This is a genomic window from Paenibacillus sp. FSL L8-0644 (assembly GCF_038008165.1).
Taxonomy (GTDB): Bacteria; Bacillota; Bacilli; order Paenibacillales; family Paenibacillaceae; genus Paenibacillus; species Paenibacillus polymyxa_D.
Genome location: NZ_JBBOYN010000001.1, coordinates 5529015 through 5547474, shown reverse-complemented (window position 1 = coordinate 5547474; position 18460 = coordinate 5529015). Strand labels below are relative to the sequence as shown.

The 18460-nt window shown below is 43.8% G+C and carries 20 protein-coding genes and 1 tRNA gene; 18 read left to right on the top strand and 3 right to left on the bottom strand.

Annotation, left to right across the window (positions count from 1 at the left end; genetic code table 11):
- The first annotated feature begins 1072 nt into the window (after positions 1 to 1072).
- The 11 genes from rpmH to NSS94_RS25100 all read left to right on the top strand — a co-directional run bounded on the left by rpmH (position 1073) and on the right by NSS94_RS25100 (position 11465).
- Positions 1073 to 1207: a 50S ribosomal protein L34 gene (gene rpmH / locus NSS94_RS25150; protein ID WP_007433250.1), complete on the top strand. Its 135-nt coding sequence runs from the start codon at positions 1073 to 1075 to the stop codon at positions 1205 to 1207.
- Between the two features lie 263 nt (positions 1208 to 1470).
- Positions 1471 to 1821 (top strand): ribonuclease P protein component, encoded by a 351-nt coding sequence (gene rnpA, locus NSS94_RS25145; RefSeq protein ID WP_029518974.1) that lies wholly within the window; start codon positions 1471 to 1473, stop codon positions 1819 to 1821.
- 71 nt (positions 1822 to 1892) lie between these two features.
- Positions 1893 to 2759, top strand: coding sequence for a YidC/Oxa1 family membrane protein insertase (locus NSS94_RS25140; protein WP_029518972.1), 867 nt, complete (start codon positions 1893 to 1895; stop codon positions 2757 to 2759).
- Positions 2756 to 3517 (top strand): RNA-binding cell elongation regulator Jag/EloR, encoded by a 762-nt coding sequence (jag, locus tag NSS94_RS25135; protein ID WP_069012579.1) that lies wholly within the window; start codon positions 2756 to 2758, stop codon positions 3515 to 3517. Before NSS94_RS25140 ends, jag begins: the two co-directional genes overlap by 4 nt.
- Positions 3518 to 3645: 128 nt before the next feature.
- Positions 3646 to 5022, top strand: a complete 1377-nt coding sequence (mnmE, locus tag NSS94_RS25130; protein WP_165145428.1) for a tRNA uridine-5-carboxymethylaminomethyl(34) synthesis GTPase MnmE — start codon at positions 3646 to 3648, stop codon at positions 5020 to 5022.
- Between the two features lie 97 nt (positions 5023 to 5119).
- Positions 5120 to 7009, top strand: coding sequence for a tRNA uridine-5-carboxymethylaminomethyl(34) synthesis enzyme MnmG (gene mnmG, locus NSS94_RS25125; RefSeq protein ID WP_029518968.1), 1890 nt, complete (start codon positions 5120 to 5122; stop codon positions 7007 to 7009).
- Positions 7009 to 7731 carry a 16S rRNA (guanine(527)-N(7))-methyltransferase RsmG gene (gene rsmG / locus NSS94_RS25120; RefSeq protein ID WP_029518967.1) on the top strand — a complete coding sequence of 241 codons (723 nt, stop codon included), beginning with the start codon at positions 7009 to 7011 and terminating at the stop codon, positions 7729 to 7731. The genes mnmG and rsmG overlap by 1 nt, the downstream gene beginning before the upstream one ends.
- Before the next feature lie 412 nt (positions 7732 to 8143).
- Positions 8144 to 8962, top strand: coding sequence for a nucleoid occlusion protein (gene noc, locus NSS94_RS25115; protein ID WP_029518966.1), 819 nt, complete (start codon positions 8144 to 8146; stop codon positions 8960 to 8962).
- 186 nt (positions 8963 to 9148) lie between these two features.
- A complete protein-coding gene (locus NSS94_RS25110; protein WP_023991152.1) occupies positions 9149 to 9910 on the top strand; it encodes a ParA family protein in 762 nt (253 codons plus the stop codon).
- Complete coding sequence (locus tag NSS94_RS25105; RefSeq protein WP_029518964.1) at positions 9903 to 10745, top strand: ParB/RepB/Spo0J family partition protein; 843 nt, start codon at positions 9903 to 9905, stop codon at positions 10743 to 10745. Before NSS94_RS25110 ends, NSS94_RS25105 begins: the two co-directional genes overlap by 8 nt.
- Positions 10746 to 10943: 198 nt before the next feature.
- Positions 10944 to 11465, top strand: a complete 522-nt coding sequence (locus NSS94_RS25100; protein WP_165145430.1) for a DUF4446 family protein — start codon at positions 10944 to 10946, stop codon at positions 11463 to 11465.
- Here NSS94_RS25100 and yyaC read toward each other — a convergent pair.
- The gene (gene yyaC, locus NSS94_RS25095; RefSeq protein ID WP_165145432.1) at positions 11419 to 12024 is read right to left on the bottom strand and encodes a spore protease YyaC; all 606 of its coding nucleotides are present in this window, start codon (positions 12022 to 12024) and stop codon (positions 11419 to 11421) included. The genes NSS94_RS25100 and yyaC overlap by 47 nt on opposite strands.
- A gap of 258 nt (positions 12025 to 12282) precedes the next feature.
- On the opposite strand from yyaC, the gene NSS94_RS25090 reads away from it, so the two are divergent.
- From NSS94_RS25090 to NSS94_RS25080, 3 genes are all read left to right on the top strand, one after another.
- Entirely contained in the window at positions 12283 to 13233 is a 951-nt protein-coding gene (locus tag NSS94_RS25090) for a mechanosensitive ion channel family protein (RefSeq protein WP_340933823.1), read from the top strand.
- Positions 13223 to 13447: a DUF951 domain-containing protein gene (locus tag NSS94_RS25085; RefSeq protein WP_025723137.1), complete on the top strand. Its 225-nt coding sequence runs from the start codon at positions 13223 to 13225 to the stop codon at positions 13445 to 13447. The genes NSS94_RS25090 and NSS94_RS25085 overlap by 11 nt, the downstream gene beginning before the upstream one ends.
- Positions 13448 to 13524: 77 nt before the next feature.
- A tRNA-Ser gene (locus NSS94_RS25080) sits at positions 13525 to 13615 on the top strand.
- Positions 13616 to 13835: 220 nt separating this feature from the next.
- Here NSS94_RS25080 and NSS94_RS25075 read toward each other — a convergent pair.
- Positions 13836 to 14153: a hypothetical protein gene (locus NSS94_RS25075; protein ID WP_029518959.1), complete on the bottom strand. Its 318-nt coding sequence runs from the start codon at positions 14151 to 14153 to the stop codon at positions 13836 to 13838.
- Positions 14154 to 14519: 366 nt separating this feature from the next.
- Positions 14520 to 14714, bottom strand: a complete 195-nt coding sequence (locus NSS94_RS25070; RefSeq protein ID WP_029518958.1) for a YjzC family protein — start codon at positions 14712 to 14714, stop codon at positions 14520 to 14522.
- 318 nt (positions 14715 to 15032) lie between these two features.
- On the opposite strand from NSS94_RS25070, the gene rpsF reads away from it, so the two are divergent.
- From rpsF to NSS94_RS25050, 4 genes are all read left to right on the top strand, one after another.
- Positions 15033 to 15317 (top strand): 30S ribosomal protein S6, encoded by a 285-nt coding sequence (gene rpsF / locus NSS94_RS25065; protein ID WP_013312802.1) that lies wholly within the window; start codon positions 15033 to 15035, stop codon positions 15315 to 15317.
- 49 nt (positions 15318 to 15366) lie between these two features.
- On the top strand, positions 15367 to 15858 hold the full coding sequence (gene ssb / locus NSS94_RS25060; RefSeq protein WP_013312801.1) for a single-stranded DNA-binding protein: 492 nt from the start codon (positions 15367 to 15369) through the stop codon (positions 15856 to 15858).
- A gap of 21 nt (positions 15859 to 15879) precedes the next feature.
- Positions 15880 to 16152, top strand: a complete 273-nt coding sequence (rpsR, locus tag NSS94_RS25055; RefSeq protein WP_013312800.1) for a 30S ribosomal protein S18 — start codon at positions 15880 to 15882, stop codon at positions 16150 to 16152.
- 522 nt (positions 16153 to 16674) lie between these two features.
- On the top strand, positions 16675 to 18414 hold the full coding sequence (locus tag NSS94_RS25050; protein ID WP_340933817.1) for an ABC transporter substrate-binding protein: 1740 nt from the start codon (positions 16675 to 16677) through the stop codon (positions 18412 to 18414).
- Positions 18415 to 18460 lie beyond the last annotated feature (46 nt).

Genomic DNA, 18460 nt, shown 5'->3' with positions numbered 1-18460 from the left:
AGACGTCACTCCTTTTAAATCCTGACATTTTACCGAATTAAGCTGCAGAGAGCTGCTCTCGGCGCTTCGGCAAAACGCCTAAAATCACAAAAATGTTGTTGAAGGCCATAAAAAGACATACCGCCGCCTAAAACATGCGGCAGTGTGGTGAGAGAACGCAGCACAAAATGACCCTGAAAAATAGCTAATGGAAATTCCGCTGCTGACCAGCAGAAGAAAGGCGATATTTCTCAGGAGGGAATGTGCGGCACGATCCGTTCTCTTGATCCCGCAGGCCAAAACGGGACTGCAATATGTCGAAATCAAATGAAAAATGTAGAATATATCCCCAGAATCCCGAATCCGCACAAAAATAAAAAGATGGATAAATTGAACTTGTTCACAACTTTATCCACAGGGTGTTGATAATATGGAGGGTAAAACAACATATTCACATTCAAAAGTAATATCATCATAGCAAAAGAAGCCTTGTATTTCAATGACTCGTGGTTATTTATCCACAAATTCAATCTGTTGTGTACAATTTTTATTCACAACACAAGATATTGTTTATAATTTGTTCAGTTTTCGACAATAACTCTTTTTCGCTCTAAAATGTTATGCACAGGTTATGACCATTTAAATCACAATTCAGTTCTTTTTGTGAATCTGTGTATAATTGCTGTTGCCTTTTGGTCACAGAGGCTTATTTTTCTGTTGAAAATTTCCGGTAACGTTTCCGACAATATTTTTGAACGAACCTGATAACGTCGATCTGAAAATAGGATGGATTCAAGTTACAGAATGAATAAATGTAAAAAGGACAGTTTTGGAGGAGTGAAAACTACAATAGAATGCTGATAATGGAGGAAAGACGAAAGGAATTTTATGAAATAAGGGAATAAAAGAGTGAAGTGAGTCAGCGGGGTAAAGAGGAGGAGGCTTCCTGAAGGGGAAAAAGAGGAAGAGGGTTTATAAGTACATTGACTTTGACCGCTATTTGTGGTTAAATGTACAAAGGTGTTTTTTGTGGAGATTGCTATGTTAGGTATATTCCATATAAAACGTATTCCTTGTAAGGAGGTGCAGCACAATGAGACCGACTTTCAGACCGAATGTCAGCAAACGTAAAAAAGTTCACGGCTTCCGTAAAAGAATGAGCACGAAGAATGGCCGTAAAGTTTTGGCAGCTCGTCGCCAAAAAGGTAGAAAAGTATTGAGTGCGTAATGCGTGCATAAAGACCACTACGGTGGTCTTTTTTTTCATAATTGAGGTATTCAGGGATGCGATCCCTTCTTCTTTTGTTGTAAAAATGTAGTGAAAGAAGAGGGAGAAGCCCAGCATCCTGTCCTATATTAGATGAAGCTTTTGAAAACGGATATAAAATAAGCGAGATTACCATGTTGGAATGTTGTCCATACTTCTTACTATATAAAAGGTAAAGGTTAGCTTACCGACATGTGTAAAAGAGATGAGCAAGGAGAAGCGCCGTGCAAAAAAAATTGCGTCTACGAAACCGGGCGGACTTTGGGCGCGTATACCGCCATGGCAAATCTTTTGCCAACCATCAGTTTGTGGTGTACTGGTTCCGCCGCAGAGAGGTAGAGCAGTTCCGCGTCGGAATTTCGGCCAGCAAGAAGATCGGCAATGCAGTAGTTCGCAACCGGATGCGCAGAATCGTTAAGGAAATTGTGCGCCATCATGAGCATGAATTGGTGGAGCAGATTGATCTGATTTTTATCGTTCGTAAGGGTGCAGTTACTAAGTCGTATCAAGAGCTGGAGAAAAGCGTGCTGCACGTTCTACGCAAAGCCTCGCTGCTCAAGTCTTCACGCCGATAGTCAGTATCTTTGTCCTACAGGATATGGTATGATTTACGTTGGAATGGATTGGTTAAGAAAGGGGTTATGAAGTGTCGCGTTTGAAGACTCAACGGGGAAAATGGTTCCTCCTGATTGCCTTATTGGCACTTGTTGCTGTGCTGTCCGGATGTGCCCAGACGGCCCACAATTCTTACACGACGGCAGACTTGGCCAATGGATCAGTTTGGCAAAGATATGTCGTTTACTGGTTTTCGTATGCGCTAGATACATTTGCCCAATGGTTCTCTGGAGAGTATGGCCTGGCCGTACTGGTTCTGGTGATTATCGTGCGAACCATTATTTTGCCGCTTACACTCAAGCAAGTACGTAGTTCCAAAGCTATGCAGGCCATTCAGCCGCAATTAAAAGAAATTCAAGCGAAGTACAAGGATACGCCTGAGAAAGTCCAGCAAGAGACGATGAAGTTGTTCCAGGAAAACAAGGTCAACCCGATGGCTGGCTGTCTTCCTTTGGTAGTACAGATGCCCATTTTCATCGCGCTTTATAATGCCATTTATTATAACTCGGCATTGCGGGATCATGACTTCTTGTGGCTCCAGTTAGGTAAACCGGATCACTTGTTTATCTTGCCGATTTTGGCGGCGATTACGACATTTGTCCAAACTTGGATGATGATGAAAATGAATCCGACGCCGCAGCAAGGACCGATGCAATTTTTGCTGTACGTCTATCCGGTGCTGATTCTGTTCATGTCGTACAACTTCCCATCCGCTTTGCCGTTATACTGGTTCTACAGTAATATTTACACGATCATTCAAAACTATTTCCTTTATCGGAATAAGGATAAAGAAGCAGCACTGGCAAATGTGAAAACAGCCAGTCTCGCGAAAACGGGTTCCTCCAATAGTAAGAAAAAAGGCGGCAAAAACACGAAGGGGGCTAAAAAGTCGAGATGACCAAAGTCGTGACATCAGGAAAAACCGTTGAAGATGCTGTAAGACAAGGACTCTCCCAACTGGGAGTAAGCCGTGAACGGGTAACCGTAAGCGTGTTGGAACAGCCGTCAAAAGGATTCCTGGGGTGGCTCGGGGTCAAGAAGGCGAAGGTGGAGCTTACGTTGCTCTCTGAGCCGTCTCCTGAAACCACACACGCGGCTGAATTTCATGTATCGGCTCAAGCACCTTCTAGCGTGGGACAGGCTTTATCAGAAGAAACTGGGCCTGTTGCACAGGAAGCACAGATGAACACAGAAGCACCTTCGGGACATGTAGATCCTTATGAAGAGGCGGTGCGTTTCATCCGTGAAACAGCAGCAGGAATGGGATTGGACGTTAAAGTTGATGTCCGCCACCGCAAGGATGAAAGTACACTGGATATCTCCGGTCCGTCGCTCGGTATGTTGATCGGCCGCAGAGGACAGACATTGGATGCATTGCAGTACCTGACGAATATCGTTGCCAACCGTCATTCTGACAAATTCATCCGAATTGTGCTGGATGCCGAGCAATTTCGTGCACGTCGGCAAAAAACGCTGGAGGATTTGGCAGATCGGTTGGCGAACCAGGCTATTCGTTATGGCAAGGAAGTGGTGCTGGAGCCAATGCCGTCACAGGAGCGGAAGCTGATTCACGCCAAGCTCCAACAGCATGCGCTGGTTAGAACATACAGCAAGGGGGACGAGCCCAATCGGCGCGTCGTCATTGCTAAAAAATAATCCGACGCAATGGCTCTCTGCAAGATGCAGAAGCCATTGCTTTTTTTCTTATATTTCTCGCTGAAACGGCTGCCGTCCTTGATGAAGGACGGCAATGTCGTTTCTACTTGATAGGAGGTAGAAACTTTATGCTGAGCGATACTATAGCTGCCATTGCAACGGCTGTCGGCGAGGGCGGTATTGCGGTTGTACGGGTCAGCGGGCCAGATGCGGTCACGGAAGTGGAGGCTTTGTTTCGTAGTAAAACGCCTCTAAGCAAAGCTCAAACTCACACGGTACATTATGGACATATTATAGATCCCCAAAGCCAGGAAAAGGTGGAGGAAGTTTTAGTTACAGTAATGCGGGCGCCACGCTCTTTTACGACAGAAGATGTCGTAGAAATCAGCACTCATGGCGGGGTCGTAGCCGTCAAACGGGTGATGGATTTACTATTGCTGCAAAATATACGTCTGGCTGAGCCAGGGGAATTTACGAAACGTGCTTTTCTGAATGGTCGTATTGACCTAAGTCAGGCGGAGGGTGTCATTGACTTAATTCGCTCCAAATCAGATAAAGCTTTTTCGGTGGCTTTGAAGCAGGTAGATGGACAGCTGTCCCAGAATATTCGTCGCTTGCGTCATGTTTTGGTGGAGACACTTGCTCATATTGAAGTGAACATTGATTATCCTGAGCATGATGTTGAATCTTTTACATCTGATTTAATCAAGGATAAAAGCAGTCAGGTCATGATGGAAATTGATCGGCTGCTGCATATGGCGGAGCAGGGAAAGATTTTGCGTGAAGGGTTGACCACAGCGATTGTTGGAAGACCAAATGTGGGGAAATCATCACTGCTGAACACATTGGCTCAGGGCGAGCGGGCCATTGTGACCGATATTCCGGGCACAACCCGTGACGTTATTGAGGAATATGTGACGATTAATAATATTCCACTCAAGTTGCTGGATACAGCTGGGATTCGTGAAACGATGGATGTTGTGGAACGGATTGGAGTAGAACGTTCGAGAACGGCGGTTAGTGAAGCAGATCTGCTACTCATCGTCATTAACGCCAACGAACCACTGCATGAGGATGAAATGGCATTAATGGAACAAATCCGCGGTAGACAAGCGATTGTCATTATGAATAAAATGGACTTACCGGCCCAGGTAGACCGGGATTTGTTGCTGCGTTATGTTCCTGAAGAGCTTATCGTACCGATGTCTGTGAAGGAAAATGAGGGAGCGGACCGACTGGAGCAGGCTATATCCAAGTTATTCTTTAGCGGCAAGCTGGAATCAGCGGATATGACATATGTCAGCAACGTACGGCATATTGCTTTGTTGAAGAAGGCGCGCCAATCGCTGGTAGATGCCTATGAAGCTGCTGATCAGTTTGTTCCGATCGACATGATCCAGATTGATGTAAGGCTGGCATGGGAGCATTTGGGTGAGATTGTAGGCGATACTGCGCATGATGCGCTAATAGACCAAATATTTTCACAATTTTGTCTAGGCAAATAGAACATTTAAGCATGGCTGATATAAGCCTGCTATCGTTATAGATATACAAGAGCATATTCGGCGTGAAGACCGAAATGTATAAGGAGGTAAGAAAGGTATGGGTTACCAAGGAGGCGACTATGACGTGATTGTCGTAGGCGCGGGCCATGCAGGTGTAGAATCGGCCTTGGCAGCAGCACGGATGGGCTGTCGCACGTTGATGATCACAATTAACCTGGATATGGTCGCGTTCATGCCCTGCAACCCGTCTATTGGCGGTCCTGCAAAAGGGCATGTGGTGCGAGAAATTGATGCACTGGGCGGCGAAATGGGTCGGAATATAGACAAGACATTTATCCAAATGAGAATGTTAAATACTGGTAAAGGTCCGGCGGTTCATGCATTGCGTGCACAAGCAGACAAGTTCTCTTATCAGCATGCGATGAAGGAAACGATGGAAAAGGAACCAAATTTGACCTTACGCCAAGGTATGGTTGAAGAACTGATTATGGAAGATGGTCATTGCGTAGGTGTAATCACGAAGACGGGCACAGAGTATCGAAGTAAAGCAGTTGTCCTGACCACAGGCACTTATCTGCGCGGGAAAATCATTATGGGCGAGCTAATGTATGAGAGTGGTCCGAACAATCAACAGCCTTCGTTGAGATTGTCTGAGCATTTGAGAGAGCTGGGTTTTGATCTGGTTCGATTTAAGACAGGAACGCCACCACGTGTGCATAAGGACACGATTGATTTTAGCAAAACGGAAATACAACCGGGTGATGATCAACCGAAGTTCTTTTCCTATGAAACGAAGTCTTCGGATAATGAACAGCTTCCTTGCTGGCTGACATATACTTCAGTAGAAACACATCAGATTATTAATGATAATTTGCACCGTGCGCCTATGTTCTCTGGTCTGATTGAAGGAACGGGACCACGATATTGCCCATCTATTGAAGATAAAGTGGTACGCTTCAGTGATAAGCCTAAGCACCAAATCTTTTTGGAGCCTGAAGGTAAAAACACATCTGAATACTATGTTCAGGGCTTGTCGACCAGCTTGCCAGAGGATGTACAATTAGCTGTACTGCGTTCGATTCCGGGGATGGAAAAGGTAGAGATGATGCGTAACGGCTATGCTATTGAATATGATGCAATGGTACCTACGCAGTTATGGCCTACTTTGGAAACGAAGAAAGTCCCAGGCTTGTTCACAGCAGGTCAGATTAACGGTACTTCCGGTTACGAAGAAGCTGCGGGTCAAGGAATTATGGCAGGGATTAACGCAGCTCGTAAGGTGCAGGGCAAAGAGCCTGTCGTATTGGACCGTTCGCAAGGCTACATCGGGGTCCTGATTGACGATCTGGTGACGAAGGGGACGAATGAGCCATACCGCTTGCTGACGTCACGTGCAGAATATCGTCTGTTGTTGCGTCATGATAACGCTGATCTGCGATTGACTCCGATTGGGCATGATATTGGCCTAATTACGGATGAACGATACGAGCGCTTTTTGGATAAAAAGCAAAAGGTAGATCAAGAGATTGAACGCTTGCGCTTGGCGAAGGTTCGTCCAGTTGATATCAATGAGATGCTGGAGCAAGGCGGATCTGCACCGATACAGGATGGCAGTAATTTGTTAACGGTGCTACGTCGACCAGAGATCAGTTATGCGCAAGTAGCACAAATCTCACCTTCACCTATAGCTCTTACTGAGGAAGAACAGGAGCAGGTGGAAATCCAAATTAAGTATGCGGGCTACATTGAAAAGCAATTGATGCATGTGGAGCGTCTGCAAAAGATGGAGAAGAAGAAGCTTCCAGAGGATATTGTATACAATGAAGTTCAAGGACTGGCCATTGAAGCCAAGCAGAAACTTGAAAAGATCCGTCCGATGTCGATTGGTCAGGCATCCCGTATTTCGGGTGTAACCCCTGCGGATATTTCCATTTTGCTGGTTTATCTGGAGCATTATAACCGCGTAACAGCAGCAAGGGGATCATAATGGACGCGATACAACAGCAATTTAAGCAGCGGCTGGCAGAGCATAGTATTGTGATTAATGACAGTCAGTTAGAGCAGTTTGAAGCATATTACCGTGTGCTGGTTGAGTGGAATGAAAAAATGAACCTGACGGGTATTACTGAGCGCGATGCAGTGTACACCAAGCATTTTTATGATTCTCTTTCCCTGGCTTTTTATGTTCCGTTAAAAGATGTGGAAAGCCTGGCCGATATTGGGTCAGGTGCAGGTTTTCCAGGTATTCCTTTGAAAATATGCTTTCCGCAGATTCAGTTGACTATTGTAGATTCGTTGAACAAACGTATACAGTTCTTGGCCCATGTAGTAGAGCAGTTGGGTTTGGAAAATGTTGAACTGGTTCACAGCAGGGCAGAGGAATTGGGGCGTAAACCAGGATACCGTGATAGCTATGATCTAGTGACAGCCAGAGCGGTTGCTCGTCTCGCCGTATTGAATGAATTTTGTTTGCCGTTTGTCCGTGAAGGAGGACACTTTGCCGCGATGAAGGGCAATGATCCTACCGAGGAAATCAAGGAAGCTTCTTACAGTTTGAAAGAGCTAAAGGGAAAAATCAAACATGTTCAGGCCTTCCAGTTACCTGTTGAAGATGCAGCCAGACATATGATTATTATTGAGAAAAGAGCGGCGACACCACGGAAATATCCGCGTAAGCCGGGTACTCCTTTGAAGGCGCCGTTAGTGTAAATGTTTGAAAGAAAGTGAATGTTTCACGTGAAACATTCACTTTTTTTATGGCTGATAGACTCTTTACATAAAAGCCTCTTTGCTAACATGCGTTCTTGTTTACATTTGGGGATCAAAGAGGATGCATAATTTATTCTCTGATCCTTCCGAAAAGCTGGTAGAGACGATAGGATTATGGCTGGAAAAGTGATAGAATAGAGATAATCGTTTTAATGTAAGTTGACTGCTCCTATACCCATGAATTCAGATATACATATAGGGGAGTGGGACAACAAATGTCGGGTGAGTACGTGGAGTGTACCCGCTTACGGCGCTGTTTCATATAGAAGGGTCTACGATCCGCGTAAGGAACTGTTTTTCACGAAGCGCTGTTAGTATGGTGCTATTATGAAATTAGGTGGTATTATACGGAATGAAAGAACAATTTTCCAAGCTATTTGGTTTGACGGAGCGATCTACTGGGGACGAAATAAAACAAATTCCAGTTCGGGATATTGTCAGCAGTCCTTATCAGCCCCGTACCATATTTGACGACGAGAAGATTGATGAGCTATGCCAGACCATTAAGACGCATGGTGTAATTCAACCGATTGTCGTTCGTTTCCGTAATGGGCAATATGAGATTATAGCAGGGGAACGTCGTTGGAGAGCTGTCACCAAGCTGGGTATGGAATCTATTCCAGCTATTGTTCGTGAGTTTAATGATTCACAAGCTGCATCCATCGCGTTGATTGAAAATCTTCAACGGGAAGGGTTAACTGCGATTGAAGAGGCTGTAGCTTACCAAAAGCTGATTGATCTACATCAGCTCACCCAGGAAAGCCTCGCTCAACGACTTGGCAAAAGCCAATCCACTATTGCTAACAAGATACGGCTGCTTCATCTACCGGAGAGAGTGAAAGAGGCTCTAATGGAACGGAAGGTATCCGAGCGTCATGCTCGTGCATTATTGTCATTAGAGACTGAAGAACTACAGTACAAGGTTTTAGATGAAGTCATTGCCAAGGAACTCAATGTGAAGCAGACAGAGGCACGAGTTGCCTTTTATAAACAAGTATCCACTAATAAGAAATCGAAGCGGATTTCCTTTACCAAGGATGTCCGGCTTGCGCTGAATACAATTCGTCAATCCATTGATATGGTGTCTGGCTCAGGCTTGGATATCAAGACCAAGGAATCTGATCATGAGGATCACTATGAGATTGTCATTCAAATTCCCAAACGTAAGTAAGGGATGAAGCGTACAGGCGGCAGCAATTGCCGCTTTTTCTGTCTAACGCCGAATAAAACCGCAGCATACTCAATTCTATTCTGAAATTGCCGTTATCCCTAAGATAAGGACTAAGTAACGTCTCCATAGAGCGTTTTGCAGGTATGGAGTGTAGCAGGATTCCGATTAAATTATGAGGTGAATGAAGTGTCAAAAATAATAGCCGTAGCCAATCAAAAGGGCGGAGTAGGCAAAACAACTACTTCCGTTAATTTGGGCGCCGGACTTGCTTCCCTCGGCAAAAGGGTATTGCTCGTGGATATCGACCCGCAAGGTAATACAACCAGCGGTGTGGGTATCAATAAGGCGGATGTGGCAAATTGTATTTATGATGTACTCATTAACGAGGTTGATCCTAGCGAAGCTATTGTCAGTACACAGGTTGAGGGATTAGATATAATTCCGGCAACCATTCAGTTAGCAGGCGCGGAAATTGAACTGGTGCCGACTATTTCTCGTGAGTTGAGATTAAAAAGATCGCTTCAACTCGTTAAGCATAATTATGATTATATACTAATTGATTGCCCACCATCGCTGGGTATTTTGACGCTCAATTCATTGACGGCTTCCGATTCAGTCATTATCCCAATCCAGTGTGAATATTACGCATTGGAAGGATTAAGTCAATTGTTGAATACCGTGCGATTAGTGCAAAAACATCTGAACACCTCATTGCAAATTGAAGGTGTGTTGTTAACCATGTTTGATGCTCGCACGAACTTGGGTATACAGGTGATTGAAGAAGTGAAAAAATATTTTCAAAGCAAGGTTTATCAGACGATTATTCCACGCAATGTGAGACTCAGCGAAGCACCTTCACATGGCCAGTCCATTATTACGTATGATCCCCGTTCCCGTGGGGCAGAGGTATATATTGAGTTGGCAAAGGAAGTGGTATCTTATGAGTAAACGGTTGGGAAAAGGACTTGATGCACTCATTCCCTCCCTTACGGTCAATGAAGAGGATAAGGTTGTTGACATTCCGCTGAGCCAGTTGCGTGCGAACCCGTACCAGCCTCGCAAAACGTTTGATGAAGAGTCCATTAAGGAATTAGCCGAGTCCATTCGTCAGCACGGTGTTATCCAACCTATTATTGCACGTAGTGTATTGCGAGGATATGAAATCATAGCCGGGGAAAGACGATTTCGGGCATCTCAATTTTGTGGGAATCCGACGATACCTGTGGTTGTTCGTAATTTTACGGATCAGCAGGTGATGGAGATTGCTCTGATTGAGAATTTGCAGCGTGAGAATTTGAATGCTATGGAAGTAGCAGTAGCTTATCAGGGATTAATGGATCAGTTTTCTTTAACTCAGGAAGAGTTGTCCATGAAAGTGGGGAAATCACGCTCTCATATTGCCAATTTCCTTCGCTTGCTCGCATTACCTGAAGAAGTTAAAGATCATGTTTCACGTGGAACATTGTCTATGGGACATGCTAGAGCTATTGTTGGCCTCAAAGATCCAGACATGGTGAAACAGTTAGCACAACAATGTATTGAACAGCAGTGGAGTGTTCGCGAGCTGGAGGAAGCCGTACAGCAGTTGGATCATAAGCCTGGTGAGGCGAAAGCCAAAGCAAAGGTACGAAAAAAGGACCCCTATATTGACCATATGGAAGAGTCCTTGCGTGAACGCTTTAAAACAACTGTGAAGATCAAGCACAATAAAGATAAAGGCAAAATTGAATTGAATTATTACAGTCAGCAGGATTTGGAAAGATTACTGGAGCTATTACAGTAGTTTGTTGAAATATGGACATGTCTCCTTGAGCAAAATGGAAAGTGAGATATGTCTTTGCTTTGTCTGGAATTGCAGGAATTAGAATGGTTTTGATGGATAAACTAATAGCCTTGTGTTATTTGTTTCGCTGTTCTCAAACGTATAAAATATAAGTATGCAGTAATATGATTTTTGGGGTAGAGGAGTAGAAGCAAGCATATGGCTGAATTGAATGGACTAATCATGGAACAGCTTGCCGGAATCGTTGCAGGGATCGTGCTTATTTTGCTCATCCTGTTGATTGTTATTATTGTGCAGGGTGCAAAGCTAAAGAAGATGCGGCGAAAGTATGAAACCATGATGGCAGGCAGTGGTGTCGAGAATTTGGAAACACTGTTGATTGATTTGAAGGTACAGATGGATACGATTGAGGATGAGCAGGAAACCCATCGTGCAAGTATGAAATCACTACGTAGTAAACTGACAGGCTTGAAGGGACATATAGGCATCAAACGCTATAATGCCTTTGGTGAGAGAGGAAGCGATTTAAGCTTCTCTCTGGCTATTGTAGACGACAATCAGGATGGTATGGTATTAACCGGCATTTATAACCGAGATGGCTCATATGTGTATGCCAAGCCTCTAGAAGCGGGACAATCCACCTATTCCTTATCACCTGAAGAAAAAGAAGCCGTCACTCTTGCGCAGCAAGCAGGACAGAACGGTAGTGCCACTCCTTAATCGCGGAGTATAGGCTGCCAGCAATGATATCTGATAATTTCATTACCAAATTTAGTCTTGTATTTTGCAGCACGAAGTATTCCATGAAACCGCCGACGTTAACGATACCAGTCAAATGGATATCGCCGACCGGCGGTAATTCTTTATTTACACCTGCTCCAGGCTTGAGAGGACCATCTGAAACCTGAATGCATCCAACGCTGGAGGTTTGTCCAAGACATGCATCTATACCAATGATATAAGGCTGTTCATATCGGGCTTGTATGCCGTTCAGTGTCGTTTGCAGGTTCATGGCATGTACAGGCTCTTCTAATGTACCGTATAGGTTAAACAGAGGGCTTTTGTAGCGTGATAAATGCGTACCTACGAGCGGACCCAGACAATCTCCAGTAGAACGGTCAGTGCCGATGCAAATAATGACGATATTTTGCAGACTCGGTGCCTGATGGAGATGGAACAGTAGACGATGGATGATGGCTGATTGGATCCCGGGATCTGTGTGTGGTATTTTTAAACTTAGGGGTTCTTGCCCCGGAATGAAGTCAGATGGATGAGTCATGGAATCTTCCTTTCGCTCTGTAGTGGAGTGTGAAGGTTGCGCTCGCAGTACCTTGAGATAACAATTAGCCTGCGGGTAACATTTATGCTCAAGATAGTAGCTAGTATATGGATAAACTTATGCTTTTATACTCACAGGAAGTAGAATATTCATAGCCATATGTTTGAAGTCGGTAGATAAGCTTATATAGTGAGGATTTTGCAAAATAGAATTCGGGAAGCAGGAAGAGTAGTTCCCTTGTTTAAGGAGGAGTACAGCATGACTTTTATACATTGGTTAGCCGGTAATGTAGGTACGGATGACGTAGTGAAAGATGCGATTCACTGGAAGGATGCTGTATGGAAATGGCTTACCGATAGTACGATGTGGTCGACCCTTTTGTTTGTGATTTTGAAAATCGCGATTATTTTTATCATCACACGTATCTTTATTCGAGTTATTAATAAAATTATAGATAAGTCGATGCAACAAAAAGGAGACAACGGCAGGTTTCGATTGAACACAAGGCGGTTAACCACTGTTGGGGAATTGCTGAAAAACGTAACCAATATTGTATTTAATTTCATTTTAATTATGCTGGTACTATCGCAAATGGGCATTAATCTCGGCCCTCTGATTGCTGGAGCTGGAGTGCTTGGATTGGCTGTTGGTTTTGGGGCACAGAGTTTGGTTAAGGATGTAATTACCGGATTTTTCATTATTTTTGAGGATCAATTTGCCGTAGGAGACGTCATTCAGACAGGTACTTTCAAGGGTACAGTGGAAATGATCGGGCTGCGTACAACCAGACTGGTGAGCTGGAAAGGTGAGGTGTATATTTTACCGAATGGCTCAATTACAACGGTAACAAACTTCTCCATGTCCAACGCGTTGGCGGTAGTGGATGTGCCAATGAAGGCCGAGCGTAGCCTGGAGGAAGCAGTTGGCTTGGTAAAACAGGCAATCCAAGGCATTGAAGAATCCAATGTACAGATACTTAATATACCGGATGTGTTAGGGGTTCAGTCCATGACCACCTCAGAGTATATTGTGCGTGTTGTGGCAGAATGTATGCCGAATACAGGGGCAGTGGTAGAGCGTGATATTCAGAATAACATCAAGAAGGCTCTGGAGGATGAGGAACATCGTCAGGCAGCATTGGAGACGGCGGTAACCCTAGAAAAAGAAGACGAACAAGGAAGAAAAGGGGGAGAGAAGGGTGGAGCGTAAGTCATTTGAACTAGGGGACATTGTACAGATGAAGAAGCCCCATCCGTGTGGAACGAATGAAATGGAAATTATCCGCATGGGGATGGATATTCGAATCAAATGTGTCGGTTGCCAGCATAGTGTGCTGATTCCGCGTGCCAAGTTCGAAAAAAACATGAAGAAAGTGCTGCGATCAAAGGCTAACGCCGACGAGCAAAACACAGAAGCAAATTGAGCCAAGAAAGATGAATGGCGATGAACCAGAATCAGCTTGCGTCACAGTTGCAATGATGATATAATTATCCTTGCTGCGGAAAGGTACCCAAGAGGTCTAAGGGGGCTGACTCGAAATCAGTTAGGCGTCGCAAGGCGTGCGTGGGTTCGACTCCCACTCTTTCCGCCACTAACTTCATTAAATAAACCAATCTCTTACGTCTGTGACGTAGGGGATTTTTTGTTTGTGGAATAAAAGGTCAACAGATTGTGATAAAGTGAAAAGCACTAAGATAAACCATGAGGGTAAAGGAAGAAACGATTACAAATCTATTGGGATGAATAAGGCGTTATAACAAAAAAATGCTCCTGACAGCGGAGAAATTATTGCCGTTAGGAGCACTCTTTTGTTATAGCTGGTTAGGCGGGTAATGATAACGTTTTGTTTTTTTTGAGCCAGAGATCATCAGAAGGATCGCCGCAATCAAATGGAGAGCCCAGCCCACAAAGGGTATCCAGGCCAGCAAAGAAGTGAGTACTCCCCATACAGAGCCGTAGATCGCCTCCTGATTGCGTAACGATAGGATAAGTGTTACTGCATGCAGGATAAGCATAAATCCCAGAGCCGAGTAGCCGGTCCCCATGACAATAGCTCCCCCCACAATTGGTACGGCAAGCACCAATTCGAATATACCTGATATCCACTTTAATATTCGAGAATAGCTCATCTTTAAACCTCCGTAGATAGTAGGTCTTTGTACTTGGATATATTCTAGCAGAAGGAGCTCAATTAATCTGCATTTTACCAGGATATGCAAAAAGTCCGATAATGCAACAAAGGAGGACCACAAAGGTCCTCCATCGTAGGCGATACATTTTTAACAGGATACGATCTGTCCAATCACATCATGAAACTCGGTGTACTGACCAGCAATACCGTGTCGAAAAGACAGTGTCCTTTTACACAAACCTAACGCTTCTAATGCCCGGAATGGATCTCCTAACAGTTTGTCCGGCTACGTCGTCCAACGGAACCACACCTCTCTGTTGTATCGCCTAATCATAATATGGCCAGAACTCCTAAGAAATATACATTAGTGGACACGAGCTTTCGTTTTTTTCTTCCATTTGCGATTATGGTTGGTGGTCTCCGGAAAAGAGTCGCCTCTTTCCAGCGTTACTTGTTGCGGGTTTTGAATTTCAGTATGGAAGCTTTTTTCTCCGACCTCCATATATACGCCGTCGTTTGGGACGTTATCCCCTGGTTCGAACTCAGTCTTTTCACCCATATGGTGGCACCTCCTTAGATAAATGAATTTGGACTGCAACGGTTATTGTGCGCTGTCTTGAACAGAAACATGCGAAACCGGGTATACAGATAGTGAGTGAATCAAATGATTTCCTTTATATATGCGAAATTTTTGATGTTATATAAAATTGTATAAAGCTAATGATATGCAGTATATTTAGCTGTTTTAGGCTTATGTTTCGAATTTGTAGGTTGCATTCAGTTGTTGGATTTGGTAAACTGTTTTAGTGCGAGTTTAGGCTCGTTCCTTGCTCTCAACTGAGATTGAGGGCCTTATGTCCATAAGGAGGTGTAAAGAATGCGCAAATATGAAGCGATGTATATTATTCGTCCTGACATTGAACAAGAAGCTGTTCAAGCGACAGTCGATAAATTCCAAGGTATCATCTCTAACGGCGGTGGCGAAATTACGAGTCACGATGTAACTAAACGCCGTCTTGCGTATGAGATCAAGAAATTCCGTGATGGTTCTTTCGTTCTGGTAAACTTCACAGCAGAACCTGCTGTTGTTACTGAGCTTGAGCGTATCATGAAAATTTCTGACGAAGTAATTCGTTATCTCATTACGAACGACGTAGCTTAATTATTGTACGTGATTATGTAATGAACAACGCTCAAAGGAGGGGATTGGATTGTTGAACCGTGTCATTCTGATCGGTCGTTTGACCAAAGATCCAGAGCTGCGCTATACACCGTCTGGTGTAGCAGTAACCCAGTTCACCCTGGCTGTAGACCGTCCGTTTACGAGTCAAGGCGGCGAACGGGAAGCGGATTTCTTGCCGATCGTAACCTGGCGTCAGCTTGCTGAAACATGCGCTAACTATCTTCGCAAAGGTCGTTTAACGGCTGTTGAAGGCCGTGTTCAGGTGCGTAATTATGAGAACAATGAAGGAAAACGTGTATACGTGACTGAAATTGTAGCTGATAATGTGCGTTTCTTGGAATCTAACCGCGATGGCGGTAACGGTGGCGGCAATAGCGGTGGAGCTGCGCGTGAGGAGTCTCCTTTCGGAGGCGGTAACAGCAATAGTGGACGCGGGAATAATAACTCGCGAAACAATCAGGATCCTTTTTCCGATGACGGAAAACCGATCGATATTTCGGATGATGATTTACCATTTTAACTGGGAAAGGACTGACAAAGAATGGGCTTCAGACAAAGAGAAGGCGGAGACGATAACAAAAGACCAGCTCGTCGTGGTGGTCGCAACAAACGTCGTAAAGTATGTTTCTTCACTGTGAACAAAATTACTCACATTGACTATAAAGATACAGACCTGCTTAAAAAATTCATCAGCGAACGTGGAAAAATTCTTCCTCGTCGTGTGACTGGAACAAGTGCGAAATATCAACGTATGTTGACAATCGCTGTTAAACGTTCCCGTCAAATCGCATTGCTTCCTTACACTACTGAATAGTAGTGGGTGGAAAAAAAGACGTTCCCGATCCCGGGAGCGTCTTTTTTCGTGATTTTTTATATTGACAACAAGTCCCATCTATTGTAACTTACTAATAATACAATCCATGTTTACCCATAAACGATAGTATACCTTTTAATGGCTTGTGAAATTGCAAGCTCCCCAACTCGCCAGAGTAAATATTTCGGCATTCTGAAATGTTATTTTATATTACATAGAGTCCTGTTTTTTGTCATTTTCCACAAGTAAAATTCATAAACTTTACATAAATAGATGTTTTGCATTTGTATATTACATAAAAAAAGATATTGACGTGATATTATTTTACACTTAAGATAAACCTTAATAAAAATGTAATGGTTGTTAGTACACAAAATTGACCAGAGGTCTAAAACACGCGTTTACGTTATTAGGACAGTAAGGAGGATGTGCAACTTCATTTTCAAACCTCAAGCTTTAACGAATCACCGCAGGAATGAGACAGGCTGTTAAATAAAGAACCGACTAAGGGGGATTAACAGGATGATGCAGACGAAGAAATGGGTTTCTTTGCTTATGATGCTTACGATCGTTGGTGTTCTGTTTGCAGGATGTAGCGGAGGTGCCAATGAGGCACAGCCACAGGAAGGCAATGCGGGCAATAAAACAGAGGGAAATGAAGCAAGTGCACCTGTTACAGAGGGCGTTATTAAAGCAACTGATCTGTCGCAAAATCCTCCGGGAGCGACGAATCGGAAAGATAACATTGTAGTAGGTATGACATCACCTAAAGGGGTATTCAACCCGCTATTCTGGCAAACAACTTATGATTTATATGTGGTCAGAACAGTATTTGATTCCTTCTTACAGGTGAAGGCAGATGGTACATATGAAAATAGTTTGGCTGACAAGGTTGATGTATCGCCGGATGGTCTAAAATATACATTCCATCTGAAACCAGGTGTGAAGTATAGTGATGGCACGCCAGTAACCGTGAAGGATTATGCTTTTGTCCTCAAGGTACTGCATGATCCGAATTATGATGGAGAAACGGATGTTTTATCTTTTAAGATTAAAGGCGGTAAAGAATATCACGATGGCAAGGCGAATGATATCTCGGGTATCAAGGTCATTGATGATAACACGGTAGAGGTAACGGTTACAGAAGCAACAGCGTATACAAAGGATTTTCTGGGTGAGCAATACTTTATGCCAGAAGCTTATTATGGAAAAGGATTCAAAAAGGGTAACCTGGACAGCATCAAGGCGCTTAATAATAAACCAATCGGTTCCGGGCAGTATGTGCTGAAAAGCTTCTCTCCGGGTCAGCAAGTCGTTCTTGAAGCGAATCCAAACTACTTCAAGGGCGCACCAAAGGTGAAATCAGTTATTTTTAAAACAACAACAGAAGAAACGAACCTGTCTATGCTGCAAACGGGCGAAACGGACATGGACAACATCACAGTTACGGAAGACAATGTAGAGGAATTAAAGGCTCTAGGCTTCTTGGACGTGAATATTATGCCGACAAATGGCTATGGATATATAGCGTTTAATCACAAGGAAAAGAAATTTCAGGACCCTAAAGTACGTCAAGCTCTAACGATTGGTTTGAACCGCAAAGAGATTGTGCAGGGTGTGTATGGTCCATATGCGAATGTTATTAACATTCCACAATCTACAGAATCTTGGTCTTATACGGATGAAGGTATCAACAAATATGAATTTGATACAGCTAAGGCGAAGGCTTTGCTGGATGAGGCAGGCTGGAAGGTTGGTGCTGACGGAATTCGCGAAAAGGGCGGAGAAAAGCTGACCATTAACTTCTCTGCGACTGCTGATAATCCAGTTGTAGAGGCCTTGCTACCGATAATGTCCAATAACTATAAGGAGCTAGGCATCAAGCTGACTTCCGAAACTTTAGATTTTAACGCCATTATGGATAAGAAGGATACGGGCAAGTTCGATATGTTCTTCGCGGCTTGGGGCTTAACTCCAGACCCGGATACAACAACTTTTATTACGAATGGTGCACAAAATGATATCGGCTATTCCAATAAGAAGGTCGATGAACTAACGCTTGCTGGTAAGCATGAGCTGGATCAAGAGAAACGGAAACAGATTTACAAACAGCTCTATCAAGAATTGAACAAAGATTTGCCAACTATTTTTATGTACCAACGCAGAGATATGTGGCCAGTTAATGGACGTGTATCTGGCTTAGAAATTACGCCATACAAAGATTTTGAGTTCACTCTGCATAACGCTCAGATCGCTCAATAAGGGTTGCCAAACGTATGCTCAGCTCTCACGAGCTGGGCATATCACT

Excerpts from the sequence above, each read along its gene's own strand:
- rpmH (WP_007433250.1), top strand. The coding sequence starts at position 1,073 with ATGAGACCGACTTTCAGACCGAATGTCAGCAAACGTAAAAAAGTTCAC.
- jag (WP_069012579.1), top strand. The coding sequence starts at position 2,756 with ATGACCAAAGTCGTGACATCAGGAAAAACCGTTGAAGATGCTGTAAGA.
- mnmE (WP_165145428.1), top strand. The coding sequence starts at position 3,646 with ATGCTGAGCGATACTATAGCTGCCATTGCAACGGCTGTCGGCGAGGGC.
- mnmG (WP_029518968.1), top strand. The coding sequence starts at position 5,120 with ATGGGTTACCAAGGAGGCGACTATGACGTGATTGTCGTAGGCGCGGGC.
- rsmG (WP_029518967.1), top strand. The coding sequence starts at position 7,009 with ATGGACGCGATACAACAGCAATTTAAGCAGCGGCTGGCAGAGCATAGT.
- noc (WP_029518966.1), top strand. The coding sequence starts at position 8,144 with ATGAAAGAACAATTTTCCAAGCTATTTGGTTTGACGGAGCGATCTACT.
- NSS94_RS25105 (WP_029518964.1), top strand. The coding sequence starts at position 9,903 with ATGAGTAAACGGTTGGGAAAAGGACTTGATGCACTCATTCCCTCCCTT.
- NSS94_RS25100 (WP_165145430.1), top strand. The coding sequence starts at position 10,944 with ATGGCTGAATTGAATGGACTAATCATGGAACAGCTTGCCGGAATCGTT.
- yyaC (WP_165145432.1), bottom strand. The coding sequence starts at position 12,024 with ATGACTCATCCATCTGACTTCATTCCGGGGCAAGAACCCCTAAGTTTA.
- NSS94_RS25090 (WP_340933823.1), top strand. The coding sequence starts at position 12,283 with ATGACTTTTATACATTGGTTAGCCGGTAATGTAGGTACGGATGACGTA.
- NSS94_RS25075 (WP_029518959.1), bottom strand. The coding sequence starts at position 14,153 with ATGAGCTATTCTCGAATATTAAAGTGGATATCAGGTATATTCGAATTG.
- NSS94_RS25070 (WP_029518958.1), bottom strand. The coding sequence starts at position 14,714 with ATGGGTGAAAAGACTGAGTTCGAACCAGGGGATAACGTCCCAAACGAC.
- rpsF (WP_013312802.1), top strand. The coding sequence starts at position 15,033 with ATGCGCAAATATGAAGCGATGTATATTATTCGTCCTGACATTGAACAA.
- rpsR (WP_013312800.1), top strand. The coding sequence starts at position 15,880 with ATGGGCTTCAGACAAAGAGAAGGCGGAGACGATAACAAAAGACCAGCT.
- NSS94_RS25050 (WP_340933817.1), top strand. The coding sequence starts at position 16,675 with ATGATGCAGACGAAGAAATGGGTTTCTTTGCTTATGATGCTTACGATC.